Source organism: Escherichia sp. KS167_9B, from assembly GCF_030295215.1.
Lineage (GTDB): Bacteria > Pseudomonadota > Gammaproteobacteria > Enterobacterales > Enterobacteriaceae > Escherichia > Escherichia coli_F.
In genome coordinates this window covers 3,271,066-3,286,711 of sequence record NZ_AP025754.1, presented here as the reverse complement: position 1 = coordinate 3,286,711, position 15,646 = coordinate 3,271,066, and the positions used below count along the sequence as shown (strand labels likewise).

The 15,646-nt window shown below is 51.7% G+C and carries 14 protein-coding genes and 5 tRNA genes; 14 read left to right on the top strand and 5 right to left on the bottom strand.

All coding sequences use genetic code 11. The annotated features are described in order from the left end of the window. Positions 1-132 precede the first annotated feature (132 nt). The 14 genes from pncC to luxS all read left to right on the top strand — a co-directional run bounded on the left by pncC (position 133) and on the right by luxS (position 10,094). Positions 133-630 (top strand): nicotinamide-nucleotide amidase, encoded by a 498-nt coding sequence (gene pncC / locus QUE34_RS16520; protein ID WP_032303640.1) that lies wholly within the window; start codon positions 133-135, stop codon positions 628-630. A gap of 79 nt (positions 631-709) precedes the next feature. Then, positions 710-1,771, top strand: a complete 1,062-nt coding sequence (gene recA, locus QUE34_RS16515) for a recombinase RecA (RefSeq protein ID WP_000963143.1) — start codon at positions 710-712, stop codon at positions 1,769-1,771. A gap of 67 nt (positions 1,772-1,838) precedes the next feature. Beyond that, a complete protein-coding gene (recX, locus tag QUE34_RS16510; protein ID WP_032303639.1) occupies positions 1,839-2,339 on the top strand; it encodes a recombination regulator RecX in 501 nt (166 codons plus the stop codon). Positions 2,340-2,466: 127 nt separating this feature from the next. Further along, positions 2,467-5,097: an alanine--tRNA ligase gene (gene alaS, locus QUE34_RS16505; protein ID WP_032303638.1), complete on the top strand. Its 2,631-nt coding sequence runs from the start codon at positions 2,467-2,469 to the stop codon at positions 5,095-5,097. Between the two features lie 234 nt (positions 5,098-5,331). Then, entirely contained in the window at positions 5,332-5,517 is a 186-nt protein-coding gene (gene csrA / locus QUE34_RS16500; protein WP_000906486.1) for a carbon storage regulator CsrA, read from the top strand. A 314-nt stretch (positions 5,518-5,831) separates the two neighbouring features. Beyond that, positions 5,832-5,924: transfer RNA gene (locus QUE34_RS16495), tRNA-Ser, on the top strand. A 3-nt stretch (positions 5,925-5,927) separates the two neighbouring features. Next, a tRNA-Arg gene (locus tag QUE34_RS16490) sits at positions 5,928-6,004 on the top strand. 199 nt (positions 6,005-6,203) lie between these two features. Then, a tRNA-Arg gene (locus QUE34_RS16485) sits at positions 6,204-6,280 on the top strand. A 62-nt stretch (positions 6,281-6,342) separates the two neighbouring features. Next, positions 6,343-6,419, top strand: a tRNA-Arg gene (locus tag QUE34_RS16480). 102 nt (positions 6,420-6,521) lie between these two features. After that, positions 6,522-6,598, top strand: a tRNA-Arg gene (locus QUE34_RS16475). Positions 6,599-6,808: 210 nt separating this feature from the next. Then, complete coding sequence (gene yqaB / locus QUE34_RS16470) at positions 6,809-7,375, top strand: fructose-1-phosphate/6-phosphogluconate phosphatase (protein WP_032303636.1); 567 nt, start codon at positions 6,809-6,811, stop codon at positions 7,373-7,375. Beyond that, entirely contained in the window at positions 7,372-7,800 is a 429-nt protein-coding gene (locus tag QUE34_RS16465; protein ID WP_032303635.1) for a YqaA family protein, read from the top strand. The genes yqaB and QUE34_RS16465 overlap by 4 nt, the downstream gene beginning before the upstream one ends. Positions 7,801-7,872: 72 nt before the next feature. Beyond that, a complete protein-coding gene (gene gshA, locus QUE34_RS16460; protein WP_032303634.1) occupies positions 7,873-9,429 on the top strand; it encodes a glutamate--cysteine ligase in 1,557 nt (518 codons plus the stop codon). A 149-nt stretch (positions 9,430-9,578) separates the two neighbouring features. Then, the gene (luxS, locus tag QUE34_RS16455) at positions 9,579-10,094 is read left to right on the top strand and encodes an S-ribosylhomocysteine lyase (RefSeq protein ID WP_032303632.1); all 516 of its coding nucleotides are present in this window, start codon (positions 9,579-9,581) and stop codon (positions 10,092-10,094) included. Between the two features lie 50 nt (positions 10,095-10,144). Here the strand turns inward: luxS and QUE34_RS16450 are convergent, their stop codons facing one another. The 5 genes from QUE34_RS16450 to emrR all read right to left on the bottom strand — a co-directional run bounded on the left by QUE34_RS16450 (position 10,145) and on the right by emrR (position 15,603). Continuing rightward, positions 10,145-11,257 (bottom strand): AAA family ATPase, encoded by a 1,113-nt coding sequence (locus QUE34_RS16450; protein ID WP_000638150.1) that lies wholly within the window; start codon positions 11,255-11,257, stop codon positions 10,145-10,147. Continuing rightward, positions 11,254-11,961, bottom strand: coding sequence for an RNA ligase family protein (locus QUE34_RS16445; protein WP_032303631.1), 708 nt, complete (start codon positions 11,959-11,961; stop codon positions 11,254-11,256). Before QUE34_RS16445 ends, QUE34_RS16450 begins: the two co-directional genes overlap by 4 nt. Positions 11,962-12,218: 257 nt before the next feature. After that, complete coding sequence (emrB, locus tag QUE34_RS16440; protein ID WP_001295176.1) at positions 12,219-13,757, bottom strand: multidrug efflux MFS transporter permease subunit EmrB; 1,539 nt, start codon at positions 13,755-13,757, stop codon at positions 12,219-12,221. A gap of 16 nt (positions 13,758-13,773) precedes the next feature. Further along, positions 13,774-14,946 (bottom strand): multidrug efflux MFS transporter periplasmic adaptor subunit EmrA, encoded by a 1,173-nt coding sequence (gene emrA / locus QUE34_RS16435; RefSeq protein WP_001295175.1) that lies wholly within the window; start codon positions 14,944-14,946, stop codon positions 13,774-13,776. Positions 14,947-15,072: 126 nt separating this feature from the next. Then, a complete protein-coding gene (gene emrR / locus QUE34_RS16430; protein WP_105268758.1) occupies positions 15,073-15,603 on the bottom strand; it encodes a multidrug efflux transporter EmrAB transcriptional repressor EmrR in 531 nt (176 codons plus the stop codon). Between the last annotated feature and the right edge of the window lie 43 nt (positions 15,604-15,646).

Sequence of the window (15,646 nt, the reverse complement as noted above, 5' to 3'; positions counted from 1 at the left end):
GGGGGGCGTGAGCTTCCCTCTGGCTAATCAGCTTTTTTCTGAATCCTCCTCGTAAAATTGCAACGCCAACACCATCTTCCTGACGAAAGTGCTATCTTGTCCGACATAAATTTTTGACTGACAGAGGTTGTGATGACTGACAGTGAACTGATGCAGTTAAGCGAACAGGTTGGGCAGGCGCTGAAAGCCCGTGGCGCAACCGTAACAACTGCCGAGTCTTGTACCGGCGGTTGGGTAGCGAAAGTGATTACCGATATTGCCGGTAGTTCCGCCTGGTTTGAACGCGGATTTGTCACCTACAGTAACGAAGCCAAAGCGCAGATGATCGGCGTACGCGAAGAGACGCTGGCGCAGCACGGCGCGGTGAGCGAACCCGTCGTGGTGGAAATGGCGATAGGCGCACTGAAAGCGGCTCGTGCTGATTATGCTGTGTCTGTCAGCGGTATCGCCGGGCCGGATGGCGGCAGTGAAGAGAAACCTGTCGGCACTGTCTGGTTTGCTTTTGCCACTGCCCGCGGCGAAGGCATTACCCGCCGGGAATGCTTCAGCGGTGACCGTGATGCGGTGCGTCGTCAGGCTACTGCGTATGCATTGCAAACCTTGTGGCAACAATTTCTACAAAACACTTGATACTGTATGAGCATACAGTATAATTGCTTCAACAGAACATATTGACTATCCGGTATTACCCGGCATGACAGGAGTAAAAATGGCTATCGACGAAAACAAACAGAAAGCGTTGGCGGCAGCACTGGGCCAGATTGAGAAACAATTTGGTAAAGGCTCCATCATGCGCCTGGGTGAAGACCGTTCCATGGATGTGGAAACCATCTCTACCGGTTCGCTTTCACTGGATATCGCGCTTGGGGCAGGTGGTCTGCCGATGGGCCGTATCGTCGAAATCTACGGACCGGAATCTTCCGGTAAAACTACACTGACGCTGCAGGTGATCGCCGCAGCCCAGCGCGAAGGTAAAACCTGTGCGTTTATCGATGCTGAACACGCGCTGGACCCAATCTATGCACGTAAACTGGGCGTCGATATCGACAACCTGCTGTGCTCCCAGCCGGACACCGGCGAGCAGGCACTGGAAATCTGTGACGCTCTGGCGCGTTCTGGCGCAGTAGACGTTATCGTCGTTGACTCCGTGGCGGCACTGACACCGAAAGCGGAAATCGAAGGCGAAATCGGCGACTCTCACATGGGCCTTGCGGCACGTATGATGAGCCAGGCGATGCGTAAGCTGGCGGGTAACCTGAAGCAGTCCAACACGCTGCTGATCTTCATCAACCAGATCCGTATGAAAATTGGTGTGATGTTCGGTAACCCGGAAACGACTACCGGTGGTAACGCGCTGAAATTCTACGCTTCTGTTCGTCTCGACATCCGTCGCATCGGCGCGGTGAAAGAGGGCGAAAACGTGGTGGGTAGCGAAACCCGCGTGAAAGTGGTGAAGAACAAAATCGCTGCGCCGTTTAAACAGGCTGAATTCCAGATCCTCTACGGCGAAGGTATCAACTTCTACGGCGAACTGGTTGACCTGGGCGTGAAAGAGAAGCTGATCGAGAAAGCGGGCGCGTGGTACAGCTACAAAGGTGAGAAGATCGGTCAGGGTAAAGCGAATGCGACTGCCTGGCTGAAAGACAACCCGGAAACTGCGAAAGAGATCGAGAAGAAAGTACGTGAGTTGCTGCTGAGCAACCCGAACTCAACGCCGGATTTCTCTGTAGATGACAGCGAAGGCGTAGCAGAAACTAACGAAGATTTTTAATCGTCTTGTTTGATACACAAGGGTCGCATCTGCGGCCCTTTTGCTTTTTAAGTTGTAAGGGTATGCCATGACAGAATCAACATCCCGTCGCCCGGCATATGCTCGCCTGTTGGATCGTGCGGTACGCATTCTGGCGGTGCGCGATCACAGTGAGCAAGAAGTGCGACGTAAACTCGCGGCACCGATCATGGGCAAAAATGGCCCGGAAGAGATTGATGCCACGGCAGAGGATTACGAGCGTGTTATTGCCTGGTGCCATGAACATGGCTATCTCGATGACAGCCGATTTGTTGCGCGCTTTATCGCCAGCCGTAGCCGCAAAGGTTATGGACCTGCGCGTATTCGTCAGGAACTGAATCAGAAAGGTATTTCCCGCGAAGCGACAGAAAAAGCGATGCGTGAATGTGACATCGACTGGTGTGCACTGGCGCGCGATCAGGCGACGCGAAAATATGGCGAACCTTTGCCAACTGTCTTTTCAGAAAAAGTTAAGATCCAGCGTTTTCTGCTCTATCGCGGCTATCTGATGGAGGATATCCAGGATATTTGGCGAAATTTTGCCGACTGAACGCATACGGTATTTTACTTCCCAGTCAAGAAAACTTATCTTATTCCCACTTTTCAGTTACCAGCCCGGCGGTTAAGACACGCTGTAGCTGGTGGCGATATTTCGTTAGCTTGATTTCAGGATAATTATGAGCAAGAGCACCGCTGAGATCCGTCAGGCGTTTCTCGACTTTTTCCATAGTAAGGGACATCAGGTAGTTGCCAGCAGCTCCCTGGTACCCCATAACGACCCAACTTTGTTGTTTACCAACGCCGGGATGAACCAGTTCAAGGATGTGTTCCTTGGGCTCGACAAGCGTAATTATTCCCGCGCTACCACTTCCCAACGCTGCGTGCGTGCGGGTGGTAAACACAACGACCTGGAAAACGTCGGTTACACCGCGCGTCACCATACCTTCTTCGAAATGCTGGGCAACTTCAGCTTCGGCGACTATTTCAAACACGATGCTATTCAGTTTGCATGGGAACTGCTGACCAGCGAAAAATGGTTTGCCCTGCCGAAAGAGCGTCTGTGGGTTACCGTCTATGAAAGCGACGACGAAGCCTACGAAATCTGGGAAAAAGAAGTAGGGATCCCGCGCGAACGTATTATTCGCATCGGCGATAACAAAGGTGCGCCATACGCATCTGACAACTTCTGGCAGATGGGTGACACTGGTCCGTGTGGCCCGTGCACCGAAATCTTCTACGATCACGGCGACCACATTTGGGGTGGCCCTCCGGGAAGTCCGGAAGAAGACGGCGATCGCTACATTGAGATCTGGAACATCGTCTTCATGCAGTTCAACCGCCAGGCCGATGGCACGATGGAACCGCTGCCGAAGCCGTCTGTAGATACCGGTATGGGTCTGGAGCGTATTGCTGCGGTGCTGCAACACGTTAACTCTAACTATGACATTGACCTGTTCCGCACGCTGATCCAGGCAGTAGCGAAAGTCACTGGCGCGACCGATCTGAGCAATAAATCACTGCGCGTAATCGCTGACCACATTCGTTCTTGTGCGTTCCTGATCGCGGATGGCGTAATGCCGTCCAACGAAAACCGTGGTTATGTACTGCGTCGTATCATTCGTCGCGCAGTGCGTCACGGCAATATGCTCGGCGCGAAAGAAACCTTCTTCTACAAACTGGTTGGTCCGCTGATCGACGTTATGGGATCTGCAGGTGAAGACCTGAAACGCCAGCAGGCGCAGGTTGAGCAGGTGCTGAAGACTGAAGAAGAGCAGTTTGCCCGCACGCTGGAACGCGGTCTGGCGCTGCTGGACGAAGAGCTGGCGAAACTTTCTGGCGATACGCTGGATGGCGAAACTGCTTTCCGTCTGTACGACACCTACGGTTTCCCGGTTGACCTGACGGCTGATGTTTGTCGTGAACGCAACATCAAAGTTGACGAAGCTGGTTTTGAAGCAGCAATGGAAGAGCAGCGTCGTCGTGCGCGCGAAGCCAGCGGCTTTGGTGCCGATTACAACGCAATGATCCGTGTTGACAGTGCATCTGAATTTAAAGGCTATGACCATCTGGAACTGAACGGCAAAGTGACTGCGCTGTTTGTTGATGGTAAAGCGGTTGATGCCATCAATGCAGGCCAGGAAGCTGTGGTCGTGCTGGATCAAACGCCATTCTATGCGGAATCTGGCGGTCAGGTTGGCGATAAAGGTGAACTGAAAGGCGCTAACTTCTCCTTTGCGGTGGAAGATACGCAGAAATACGGCCAGGCGATTGGTCATATCGGTAAACTTGCTGCGGGTTCTCTGAAAGTGGGCGACGCGGTGCAGGCTGATGTTGATGAGGCTCGTCGCTCTCGTATTCGTCTGAATCACTCCGCAACGCACCTGATGCACGCTGCGCTGCGCCAGGTTTTGGGTACTCATGTATCGCAGAAAGGTTCACTGGTTAACGACAAAGTGCTGCGCTTCGACTTCTCACACAACGAAGCGATGAAACCAGAAGAGATTCGTGCGGTTGAAGACCTGGTGAACGCGCAGATTCGCCGTAACTTGCCGATCGAAACCAACATCATGGATCTCGAAGCGGCGAAAGCGAAAGGTGCGATGGCGCTGTTTGGCGAGAAGTATGATGAGCGCGTACGCGTGCTGAGCATGGGCGATTTCTCCACCGAGCTGTGTGGCGGTACTCACGCCAGCCGCACCGGTGATATTGGTCTGTTCCGCATCATCTCTGAATCGGGTACTGCTGCAGGCGTTCGTCGTATCGAAGCGGTAACCGGAGAAGGCGCTATCGCCACCGTTCATGCAGACAGCGATCGCTTAAGCGAAGTCGCACATCTGTTGAAAGGCGATAGCAATAATCTGGCTGATAAAGTGCGCTCAGTACTGGAACGTACGCGTCAGCTGGAAAAAGAGTTACAACAGCTTAAAGAACAAGCTGCCGCACAGGAGAGCGCAAATCTTTCCAGTAAGGCAATTGATGTTAATGGTGTTAAGCTGTTGGTTAGCGAGCTTAGCGGTGTTGAGCCGAAAATGTTGCGTACCATGGTTGACGATTTAAAAAATCAGCTGGGGTCGACAATTATCGTGCTGGCAACGGTAGCCGAAGGTAAGGTTTCTCTGATTGCAGGCGTATCTAAGGACGTCACAGATCGTGTGAAAGCAGGGGAACTGATTGGTATGGTCGCTCAGCAGGTGGGCGGCAAGGGTGGTGGACGTCCTGACATGGCGCAAGCCGGTGGTACGGATGCTGCGGCCTTACCTGCAGCGTTAGCCAGTGTGAAAGGCTGGGTCAGCGCGAAATTGCAATAATATAAGCGTCAGGCAATGCCGTGGACTCGCTTCACGGCATTCGCATTAACGCTATCGACAACGATAAAGTCAGGTTGAAGTTGTGTATATCGGCTAAACTTAGGTTTAACAGAATGTAATGCCATGACTGCTTACATGTAATGTGTTTGTCATTGCTTACTTTTTGGCGTTATATGATGGATAATGCCGGGATACAGAGAGACCCGACTCTTTTAATCTTTCAAGGAGCAAAGAATGCTGATTCTGACTCGTCGAGTTGGTGAGACCCTCATGATTGGGGATGAGGTCACCGTGACAGTTTTAGGGGTAAAGGGCAACCAGGTACGTATTGGCGTAAATGCCCCGAAGGAAGTTTCTGTTCACCGTGAAGAGATCTACCAGCGTATCCAGGCTGAAAAATCCCAGCAGTCCAGTTACTAATCTTTCCGCGTCTCATCTTTATCGGTGAGACGCACCCTCAAAATTCCTCCTTCACTCCATTTCTTTTCGCGTTATTCCCGTTCATTCAACTTAAGTCTCCATTTTTTTGCATTACTGCTATCTGTCAGACCTCCGTTTTTCTGTTGATAAAACACTCTTTTTGACGTTTTTACAGACTAATTGAGCGTGAAGTGTGCAAACGATAAAAGTGTGGGAAAAATTGTTTGACTTATAAGTCTCAGAAAGTAATATGTGCGCCACGCAGCGACGATGAGCGATAAACAAGTTCTTCGAAGCACTCGTAAGAGGCGTGTGGTGAGGTGGCCGAGAGGCTGAAGGCGCTCCCCTGCTAAGGGAGTATGCGGTCAAAAGCTGCATCCGGGGTTCGAATCCCCGCCTCACCGCCATTTGCATCCGTAGCTCAGCTGGATAGAGTACTCGGCTACGAACCGAGCGGTCGGAGGTTCGAATCCTCCCGGATGCACCATATTCTACGAAATCTTCAGCAATGAAGGTGTCGAAGAGGTGGCGGTACTAACCGCAAGCACCAGGGAGGATAACGTTGCTTTAGCAACGGCCCGAAGGGCGAGCCGTAAGGCGAGTAATCCTCCCGGATGCACCATCTCTTACTTGATACGGCTTTAGTAGCGGTATCAAAAAATCTGCAGTAAAGTAAGTTTCCCGATGCATCCGTAGCTCAGCTGGATAGAGTACTCGGCTACGAACCGAGCGGTCGGAGGTTCGAATCCTCCCGGATGCACCATCTCTTACTTGATATGGCTTTAGTAGCGGTATCAATATCAGCAGTAAAATAAATTTCCCGATGCATCCGTAGCTCAGCTGGATAGAGTACTCGGCTACGAACCGAGCGGTCGGAGGTTCGAATCCTCCCGGATGCACCATATTCTCCGTAATCATCAGTGATGATGGTTAAGATGGATTTTCTTATTTGATATGGCTTTAGTAGCGGTATCAATATCAGCAGTAAAATAAGTTTTCCCGATGCATCCGTAGCTCAGCTGGATAGAGTACTCGGCTACGAACCGAGCGGTCGGAGGTTCGAATCCTCCCGGATGCACCATATTCTCCGTAACCTTCAGCAATGAACGTATCGAAGAGGTAGCGGTACTAACCGCAGGCACCATCTCCTCCAAAAAATCCCCTTCAAAAATATTTCATTTCTAAATAACTATTTTATCCATTTCCTGAATATTCTTCTCCTTCGCCATCAGCGACAAAATCAAGCAATTACGCTAAAGTAGCGTCATATTTTTCGACTTGCGAGAAGACCATGTACGAGCGTTATGCAGGTTTAATTTTTGATATGGATGGCACAATCCTGGATACGGAGCCTACGCACCGTAAAGCGTGGCGCGAAGTATTAGGGCACTACGGTCTTCAGTACGATGTTCAGTCGATGATTGCGCTTAATGGCTCGCCCACGTGGCGCATTGCTCAGGCGATTATTGAACTGAATCAGGCCGATCTCGACCCGCATGCGCTGGCGCGTGAAAAAACAGAAGCAGTCAGAAGCATGTTACTCGATAGCGTCGAACCACTCCCCCTTGTTGAAGTGGTGAAAAGCTGGCACGGACGTCGACCAATGGCTGTAGGAACGGGGAGTGAAAGCGCCATCGCTGAGGCACTGCTAACGCACCTGGGATTACGCCGTTATTTTGACGCCGTCGTTGCTGCCGATCACGTCAAACATCATAAACCTGCGCCAGACACATTTTTGTTGTGCGCGCAGCGTATGGGCGTGCAACCAACGCAGTGTGTGGTCTTTGAAGATGCTGATTTCGGTATTCAGGCGGCCCGTGCTGCAGGCATGGACGCTGTGGATGTTCGCTTGCTGTGAGTGAAGCTTTATCGCTTTTCTCGTTGTTTGCCAGTAGTTTCCTCAGCGCTACACTATTACCCGGTAATTCCGAAGTCGTGCTGGTTGCAATGTTGCTTTCCGGGGTAAGTCATCCCTGGGTTTTAGTGTTAACAGCAATAATGGGTAATAGCCTTGGAGGGTTAACTAACGTTATTCTTGGGCGTTTCTTTCCATTGCGTAAAACATCGCGCTGGCAAGAGAAAGCTACTGGTTGGCTGAAACGCTATGGTGCAGTCACGCTATTATTAAGCTGGATGCCCGTGGTTGGCGATTTACTGTGTCTGTTAGCGGGATGGATGCGCATCTCCTGGGGGCCAGTAATCTTTTTTTTGTGTCTTGGTAAAGCGTTACGTTATGTTGCAGTTGCAGCAGCGACCGTTCAGGGCATGATATGGTGGCACTAATTGTAGGCCTGCACACATGGTCACCATTACAGTTATGCTAATTAAAACGATTTTGACAGGCGGGAGGTCAATTTGATCCCGGACGTATCACAGGCGCTGGCCTGGCTGGAAAAACATCCTCAGGCGTTAAAGGGGATACAGCGTGGGCTTGAGCGCGAAACTTTGCGTGTTAATGCTGATGGCACACTGGCAACAACAGGTCATCCTGAAGCATTAGGTTCCGCACTGACGCACAAATGGATTACTACCGATTTTGCGGAAGCATTGCTGGAATTCATTACACCAGTGGATGGTGATATTGAACATATGCTGACCTTTATGCGCGATCTGCATCGCTATACGGCGCGCAATATGGGCGATGAGCGGATGTGGCCGTTAAGTATGCCATGCTACATCGCAGAAGGTCAGGACATCGAACTGGCACAGTACGGCACTTCTAACACCGGACGCTTTAAAACGCTGTACCGTGAAGGGCTGAAAAATCGCTACGGCGCGCTGATGCAAACCATTTCCGGCGTGCACTACAATTTCTCTTTGCCAATGGCATTCTGGCAAGCGAAGTGCGGCGATATCTCGGGCGCTGATGCCAAAGAGAAAATTTCTGCGGGCTATTTCCGCGTTATTCGCAATTACTATCGTTTCGGTTGGGTCATTCCTTATCTGTTTGGCGCGTCTCCGGCGATTTGTTCTTCTTTCTTGCAAGGAAAACCAACGTCGTTGCCGTTTGAGAAAACCGAGTGCGGTATGTATTACCTGCCCTATGCAACCTCTCTTCGTTTGAGCGATCTTGGCTATACCAATAAATCGCAAAGCAATCTTGGTATCACCTTCAACGATCTCTACGAGTACGTAGCGGGCCTTAAACAGGCAATCAAAACGCCATCGGAAGAGTACGCAAAGATTGGTATTGAGAAAGACGGTAAGCGGTTGCAAATCAACAGCAATGTGCTGCAGATTGAAAACGAACTGTACGCGCCGATTCGTCCAAAACGCGTTACCCGCAGCGGCGAGTCGCCTTCTGATGCACTGTTACGTGGCGGCATTGAATATATTGAAGTGCGTTCGCTGGACATCAACCCGTTCTCGCCGATTGGTGTAGATGAACAACAGGTGCGATTCCTCGATCTGTTTATGGTCTGGTGTGCGCTGGCTGATGCACCGGAAATGAGCAGTAGCGAGCTTGCCTGTACACGCGTTAACTGGAACCGGGTGATCCTCGAAGGTCGCAAACCGGGCCTGACGCTGGGTATCGGCTGCGAAACCGCGCAGTTCCCGTTGCCGCAGGTGGGGAAAGATTTGTTCCGCGATCTGAAACGCGTGGCGCAAACGCTGGATAGCATTAACGGCGGCGAAGCGTACCAGAAAGTGTGTGATGAACTGGTCGCCTGCTTCGATAATCCCGATCTGACTTTCTCTGCCCGTATCTTAAGGTCTATGATTGATAATGGTATTGGCGGAACAGGTAAAGCGTTTGCTGAAGCGTACCGTAATCTGCTGCGTGAAGAGCCGCTGGAAATTCTGCGCGAAGAGGATTTTGTAGCTGAGCGCGAGGCGTCTGAACGCCGTCAGCAGGAAATGGAAGCCGCTGATACCGAACCGTTTGCGGTGTGGCTGGAAAAACACGCCTGACAGAAAAGAAAAAGGCCACTCGTGAGTGGCCAAAATTTCATCTCTGAATTCAGGGATGATGATAACAAATGCGCGTCTTTCATATACTCAGACTCGCCTGGGAAGAAAGAGTTCAGAAAATTTTTAAAAAAAATACCGGAGGTGGCTAAATGCCGTTGTTAGATAGCTTCACAGTCGATCATACCCGGATGGAAGCGCCTGCAGTTCGGGTGGCGAAAACAATGAACACCCCGCATGGCGACGCAATCATCGTGTTCGATCTGCGCTTCTGCGTGCCGAACAAAGAAGTGATGCCAGAAAGAGGGATCCATACCCTGGAGCACCTGTTTGCTGGTTTTATGCGTAACCATCTTAACGGTAATGGCGTAGAGATTATCGATATCTCGCCAATGGGCTGCCGCACCGGTTTTTATATGAGTCTGATTGGTACGCCAGATGAGCAGCGTGTCGCTAATGCCTGGAAAGCGGCAATGGAAGACGTGCTGAAAGTGCAGGATCAGAATCAGATCCCGGAACTGAACGTCTACCAGTGTGGCACTTACCAGATGCATTCGTTGCAGGAAGCGCAGGATATTGCGCGTAGCATTCTGGAGCGCGATGTACGCATTAACAGTAATGAAGAACTGGCACTGCCAAAAGAGAAGTTGCAGGAATTGCACATCTAGTCAGTTTAAGCAGAAGAGGCCGGGCTGGTGAAATCACCGCCCGGCTTTTATTACCTGTCAGTCACCCGATATTCCACGCTATGTGCTTCATCAGGTTGAGGAACTTCCAGCCTTGAGGCCATCCGCATCACGACCGCTTCAGGAACGGCATACTCGCGCCTGGCATTTTGCTGCTTCCATTGCGCCCACGGTACTTCCAGATAAACGATTTTTACTCGTGCACCGTAAGCCGTAAATAGACTGATGAGCTGGCTACGCAACTGGCGGGTAATGTTCGTTGCATTCCAGATGAACGGCTTCTTCTGGCGTAAAAAAACGCGCGCTTCTTCTTTTGCCTGTTGCACAATACGCCCGGTGGCGGTTTTGTCGTCCGGACTGGCATTGATTCGCCGCCGCATATCATCAAGGCTGATAACGTTCACTCTCTGGCACTGTTCACTGATAAAGCGATCTTTGCCCATACCCGGTAAACCACACAGCAAAATAACCTCAAAAGATTCAGCCTCCCAGGGAACAAAATCAGGAGAACTTTGTTCATGGGTCAGGTAATGCCAGCGTGCGGAATCCGAAGCGAATGAACGCACTTTTCCCCAGCATTGTTGCTCCTGGCAAAATAGCTCGAACAGATCGATGCGTTCCAGCATTGATTGCTGATCATGACAATGGCGACCAAGCAGATCGGCACGAGCAAGCAAAGCGAGCAGACGTGTGTCGATACGCATTGCAGCCGTGAGCAGCAAACGCTCCGGTTCCGGACGTTCCAGTAACCATAGCGGTAACCCATGCAGACGCACCAGTGCAACAATTTGCTCGCGTAGCACGAACGGCGTCGGGATATCGCGCCATAAAATTTGTCGGGCCGTCAATTCCCCCCGACGAGCATGACCAGGGGACTGAATACGTCCGTTTTCCTGCACGGTAGTACTGCGCTTTTCAACGTCATGCAATAACGCCGCCGCCCATAAAATTTCCTGCTGCTGAGCGGGGAGTTGCTGAAACTCAGCCATCGCAACGAGTGCGTTCAGCACCATTTCAGTATGCACACCAACGTCGCCTTCACCATGATGCTCCGGGTCTTGCGGCGTGTTATGCATATCCTCAACCCAGCTAAAACGCTGGCGTAGCGTCGACCAGCGTTTGTCGTCGGTAAGTTGCCAAATCATGACTGTTCTCCATAAGCGAACTCATGGGCCATCCGCGCCCGTCGCCAGTGGCGTTTCCAGTGCTCGGTGGTTTTGACATGATTTTTGCGCACATACTTGAAGACGTTATGCGAAAAGTCAGCGACGGAAAACGCATCACGATTCCGGCTGACAATGCCTTCCAGCGTACAGGGTTGCCCGGTTTGTGTATCCCAGGGATCGAACGCGCCGCGCGCATTGGTCAGCGCCAGAAAATCACGTTGCCAGCTTTTTTCATCATTCCCCGGCTGCGGGCCGGAGATTTCGGGAACGCAGGGGAAATCAAACAGAGCGGCGTAAAACTGCACCTCTTCCCAGCTCAGCCACATATCCTGGCAGCGAACGGCAAACAGGTAAAAGTCCTGTTCCAGGGCGCGGTATTCAATGGAATGAACGGCGTAGAGATTTTCACCAAACAGTTCCAGATCGCCGAGATCGTTTTTCAGCAGTTGCCAACGCTGGCGAATTTTATAAGTCCATGCCGACTGCGTAGGCGCAGCATGGGAACGGGCAAACACGCCGTAGCGGTTAAGGCAGTTATTTTCGCCGTCGAGTTTTTCTGTATGCACCAATTGCGTGATGGCCTGTAAATCCTGCCAGTAATCGGCATTAATACGGTCATCGCTGGTGGTGCCAGGGGAGAAAGGATAATGCCAGGTTCTCCCGTATTTCCGTTGGGTATTCATAATAATCCATTATTTTGTGTGTAATAAATGTACGCCCGCGAGGGTGCGAGTTATGGGGTTAAAAGAAAAATGTGAGTATCACCCGCGAAAGCGAGGGCGAAGGAAAAAGAGAATTAACAACCTGAGCGAATGCTCAGAACCGGTTAATGGTGAATGGAAGAGTTTGGGGCGGCGAAAAGATACACCGTTTGAGATGATAAAACAACCGTTTACAGAATGAGCAAATAAAAAGGGAGCCGCAGCTCCCTTTGACAACCTTAGTGCGCACCGCCTCCGCCGCCACCTGCGCCAAATGGCGGTTTAGCAAACCACACCAGCCCCAGCAGGACGAGGAATATCCCGGCTGACATCCAGAAGATCTCATTGGCGGAAATAATCAGCCCCTGATTGGTGATCTGCTGGGCAATCCAGCCTGATGCCTGTTGTTGCGTCATCCCCAGCCCTTCCAGTTGGCTGTACATCGCCTGAGCGTTCGGGTTAAACGGGTTTACCGACTCGGTTAACTGTGCGTGGTGCATCGACTCGCGGTTAGTCCACATGGTGGTGGTGATGGATGTGCCGATAGACCCCGCCAGCGTTCGCGTAAAGTTAGAGAGGCTCGATGCCGCCGCCAGTCGTTCCGGTGGCAAACCAGACAGCGTAATGGTGGTCAGCGGCATAAAGAAGCAGGCCACTGCGAAGCCCTGGATAAACTGCGGCCAGGCCGACGCACCAAAATCCATACCCGGTTCAAAGGTATAGGCACGCCAGTAGAAGCAGACGGCATACATAATAAAGCTGAAGGTTACCAGCCGCCGCATATCCAGTTTATGCGCGAAGCGGCCGATAATCGGCGACAGGATCACCGGAATAATCCCTACCGGCGCAGAGGCCAAACCTGCCCAGGTCGCCGTGTAACCGTAGACCTCCTGCAACAACTGCGGCAGCAGAACAATCGCGCCGAAGTAGAGCATATACGCGAGGCTGATACACAAGCAGCCGATGGTGAAGTTGCGCGACTTAAACAACGACAGATCGACTATCGGGTTATCGTCGGTCAGCTCCCAGACAATCAGGAAGCAGATAGCCACCACCGCCACCACGGTGAGGATGATTATTTCCTGCGATGAGAACCAGTCCAGCTCTTTACCGCGGTCGAGCATAATCTGCAGGCTGCCGATACCAATCACCAGCAGTGCCAGCCCCACGGCATCAATCCGCCGCCGTTCGGTGCGGGTTTCGCGTCCGCGCAGGGTTTGCAGTGTCATCAACACCACCGCCACGCCAATCGGCACGTTGATGAAGAATATCCAGCCCCAGTGGTAATTATCGCTGATATAACCGCCGAGGATCGGGCCGCAAATTGGCGCGACAATCACCGTCATCGACCACAACGCCAGCGCGATCGAGCGTTTGGCTGGCGGGTAGTTATTCAGCAATAGACTTTGCGAAAGCGGGATCAATGGCCCGGCGACAATCCCCTGAATCACGCGGAAGAAGATCAGCATATTCAGGCTGCTGGAGACACCACATGCCCACGATGCAATAGCAAAGGCGATGGTCGACCAGAGGAACAGCTTCACTTCCCCAACACGTTTTGCCAGCCAGCCGGTAAGCGGGATCGAGATGGCATTCGCCACCCCGAAAGAAGTGATTACCCACGTTCCCTGGCTGAGCGATGAGCCCAGATTCCCGGCGATAGTGGGGATCGCCACGTTAGCAATGGTGGAGTCCAGCACCTGCATGAATGTCGCTAGTGACAGCGCAATCGTCATAATGACCAGTTGCGCGCCTTCCAGCGGTTTTTGCTGTTGCATTACACGCACCTCTGGATTAGCCAGCGTTAGCTTTTACGATATCGTCGATCAGTTTATTGACAGGAGCCAGGCTTATTTCACGCGCGGTGCTCACCGCTACCGGCGTAGAACGTACTTTATTTGCCAGTACCTGACCGTCACGGTTAGTGGTATTGACGCTCACCAGCGTGGATAAACCGATACGCAGCGGGTATTGTTCCAGCTGTTTTTGGTCCAGTTCAATACGTACAGGCAGACGCTGAACAACTTTTATCCAGTTACCAGTGGCATTTTGCGCCGGAAGCAGCGAGAACGCGCTACCTGTCCCCATATCCAGACCAACCACTTTACCGGTGTATTTCACATCATCGCCGTAAATATCCGTGGTGATGGTGACCGGCTGACCGATGCGCATATTGGCAATCTGCGTCTCTTTAAAGTTGGCATCCACCCACATATTGGTGGCTGGAACGACCGCCATCAGCGGCGTCGTTGGGCTAATTTGCGCCCCAGGCTGTACTGCTCGGCGGGAGACATAACCGGTCATCGGACTGACAATACGGGTACGCTCCAGCGCCAGCCAGGCGTTACGTACTTCGGTGGCAGCCTGTTGCACGGCAGGCTGATCTTCCAGTTTAGTCCCCAGAATCATCGCCTGATTGGCATTGTATTGTTGAATGGCGACATCCAGTTGCGCCTGGGCACTGGTCACCGCGTCGCGGGCGTGTTGCAGCTCTTCGCGACCAATCAGGTTGGCATTGCCCAGCGGCACACGGCGGTTGTAGTCGCTTTGTGCTTTCGCGAGGGCGATTTTTTGCACCTCAATATTCGCCTGCAACTGTTTGCTGTTAATCATCAGCTGGTGGGTTTGGCGCACGCTGGAAGCCAGTGCCGTTTTGGCTTTTTCAAACGCCTGGCGAGCATCTGTCGGGTCGAGAGTGACCAGCACATCGCCTTCTTTTACAAAATCGGTGTTATCGGCCCAGACTTTCGTCACGCTGCCAGACACCTGAGACATAATTTGAATCTGATTCCCTGCCACGTATGCGTCATCGGTTTCTTCGAAATGACGCAGTACTAAAAACCAATAAATCCCTATCGCTACGGCAATAATTATAAAGAGCAAGGTGAGAAGCAGGAGCAGACGCTTACGTTTGCCGCTCTTCTTTACCGGTTGCTGCGGGGTTTGAGTCTCCGCATTTGCGCTCATATTGTTCTCCACGATCTTCTTAACTCATCGGCTGAGCCGACCTGCTTGCCAAAAAGGCCAGCATGTTGCGATGCTGGCCAGTCATTTTTTCTGTTATAAATCTGGATTTTTGAGCGAGATGACGCGTTAGCTCATCGCTTCGAGAACCACACCGTCTTGTTCCATCTGGTCGAGACGGGAGAGCAATTTGCGGGTGAATTGCTCGAGCTGATCTTTTTCTGTTGTGCTGAGCGCGGACCAGAGTTGATGCAGGCAATTATGCTGCGGTGGTAAAACTTCGCGCAAAAACTCGTGACCTTTTTCCGTTAATTGCAGATGCAGGCAGCGGCGATCGTTATCGCTTTCACGACGTTCGATCCAACCGCGTTTTTCCAGTTCATCGGCAATACGCGTCGCGTTGGTACGGGATGATCCAAGAGCACAACTCAATTCAGAAGGCTGAATACTGTGGTTTTCCTGAGACTCCAGCGTAATCAACGCCATAAACAACGTCTCGTTAATCCCCTGAGCCTTCAGCATTTTATTGCGGTTCTCCAGCAGCTTGCTTTGCATATGCATGCAAAGACGGGTCAGAAGGATCTCCTGATAAGGAAAATCTTCGTGGCGGCTGGCGCGAAATTTTAGCATTTGTTCAATGGGCGTAAACGAACTATCCATTTGGGTATGACCTCATTAATTTCAGCCGATATAGTAACGACAG

Coding starts and splice junctions, on each gene's coding strand:
- pncC (WP_032303640.1), top strand. CDS start 133: ATGACTGACAGTGAACTGATGCAGTTAAGCGAACAGGTTGGGCAGGCG.
- recA (WP_000963143.1), top strand. CDS start 710: ATGGCTATCGACGAAAACAAACAGAAAGCGTTGGCGGCAGCACTGGGC.
- recX (WP_032303639.1), top strand. CDS start 1,839: ATGACAGAATCAACATCCCGTCGCCCGGCATATGCTCGCCTGTTGGAT.
- emrR (WP_105268758.1), bottom strand. CDS start 15,603: ATGGATAGTTCGTTTACGCCCATTGAACAAATGCTAAAATTTCGCGCC.
- yqaB (WP_032303636.1), top strand. CDS start 6,809: ATGTACGAGCGTTATGCAGGTTTAATTTTTGATATGGATGGCACAATC.
- emrA (WP_001295175.1), bottom strand. CDS start 14,946: ATGAGCGCAAATGCGGAGACTCAAACCCCGCAGCAACCGGTAAAGAAG.
- csrA (WP_000906486.1), top strand. CDS start 5,332: ATGCTGATTCTGACTCGTCGAGTTGGTGAGACCCTCATGATTGGGGAT.
- alaS (WP_032303638.1), top strand. CDS start 2,467: ATGAGCAAGAGCACCGCTGAGATCCGTCAGGCGTTTCTCGACTTTTTC.
- QUE34_RS16450 (WP_000638150.1), bottom strand. CDS start 11,257: ATGATTTGGCAACTTACCGACGACAAACGCTGGTCGACGCTACGCCAG.
- QUE34_RS16445 (WP_032303631.1), bottom strand. CDS start 11,961: ATGAATACCCAACGGAAATACGGGAGAACCTGGCATTATCCTTTCTCC.
- luxS (WP_032303632.1), top strand. CDS start 9,579: ATGCCGTTGTTAGATAGCTTCACAGTCGATCATACCCGGATGGAAGCG.
- emrB (WP_001295176.1), bottom strand. CDS start 13,757: ATGCAACAGCAAAAACCGCTGGAAGGCGCGCAACTGGTCATTATGACG.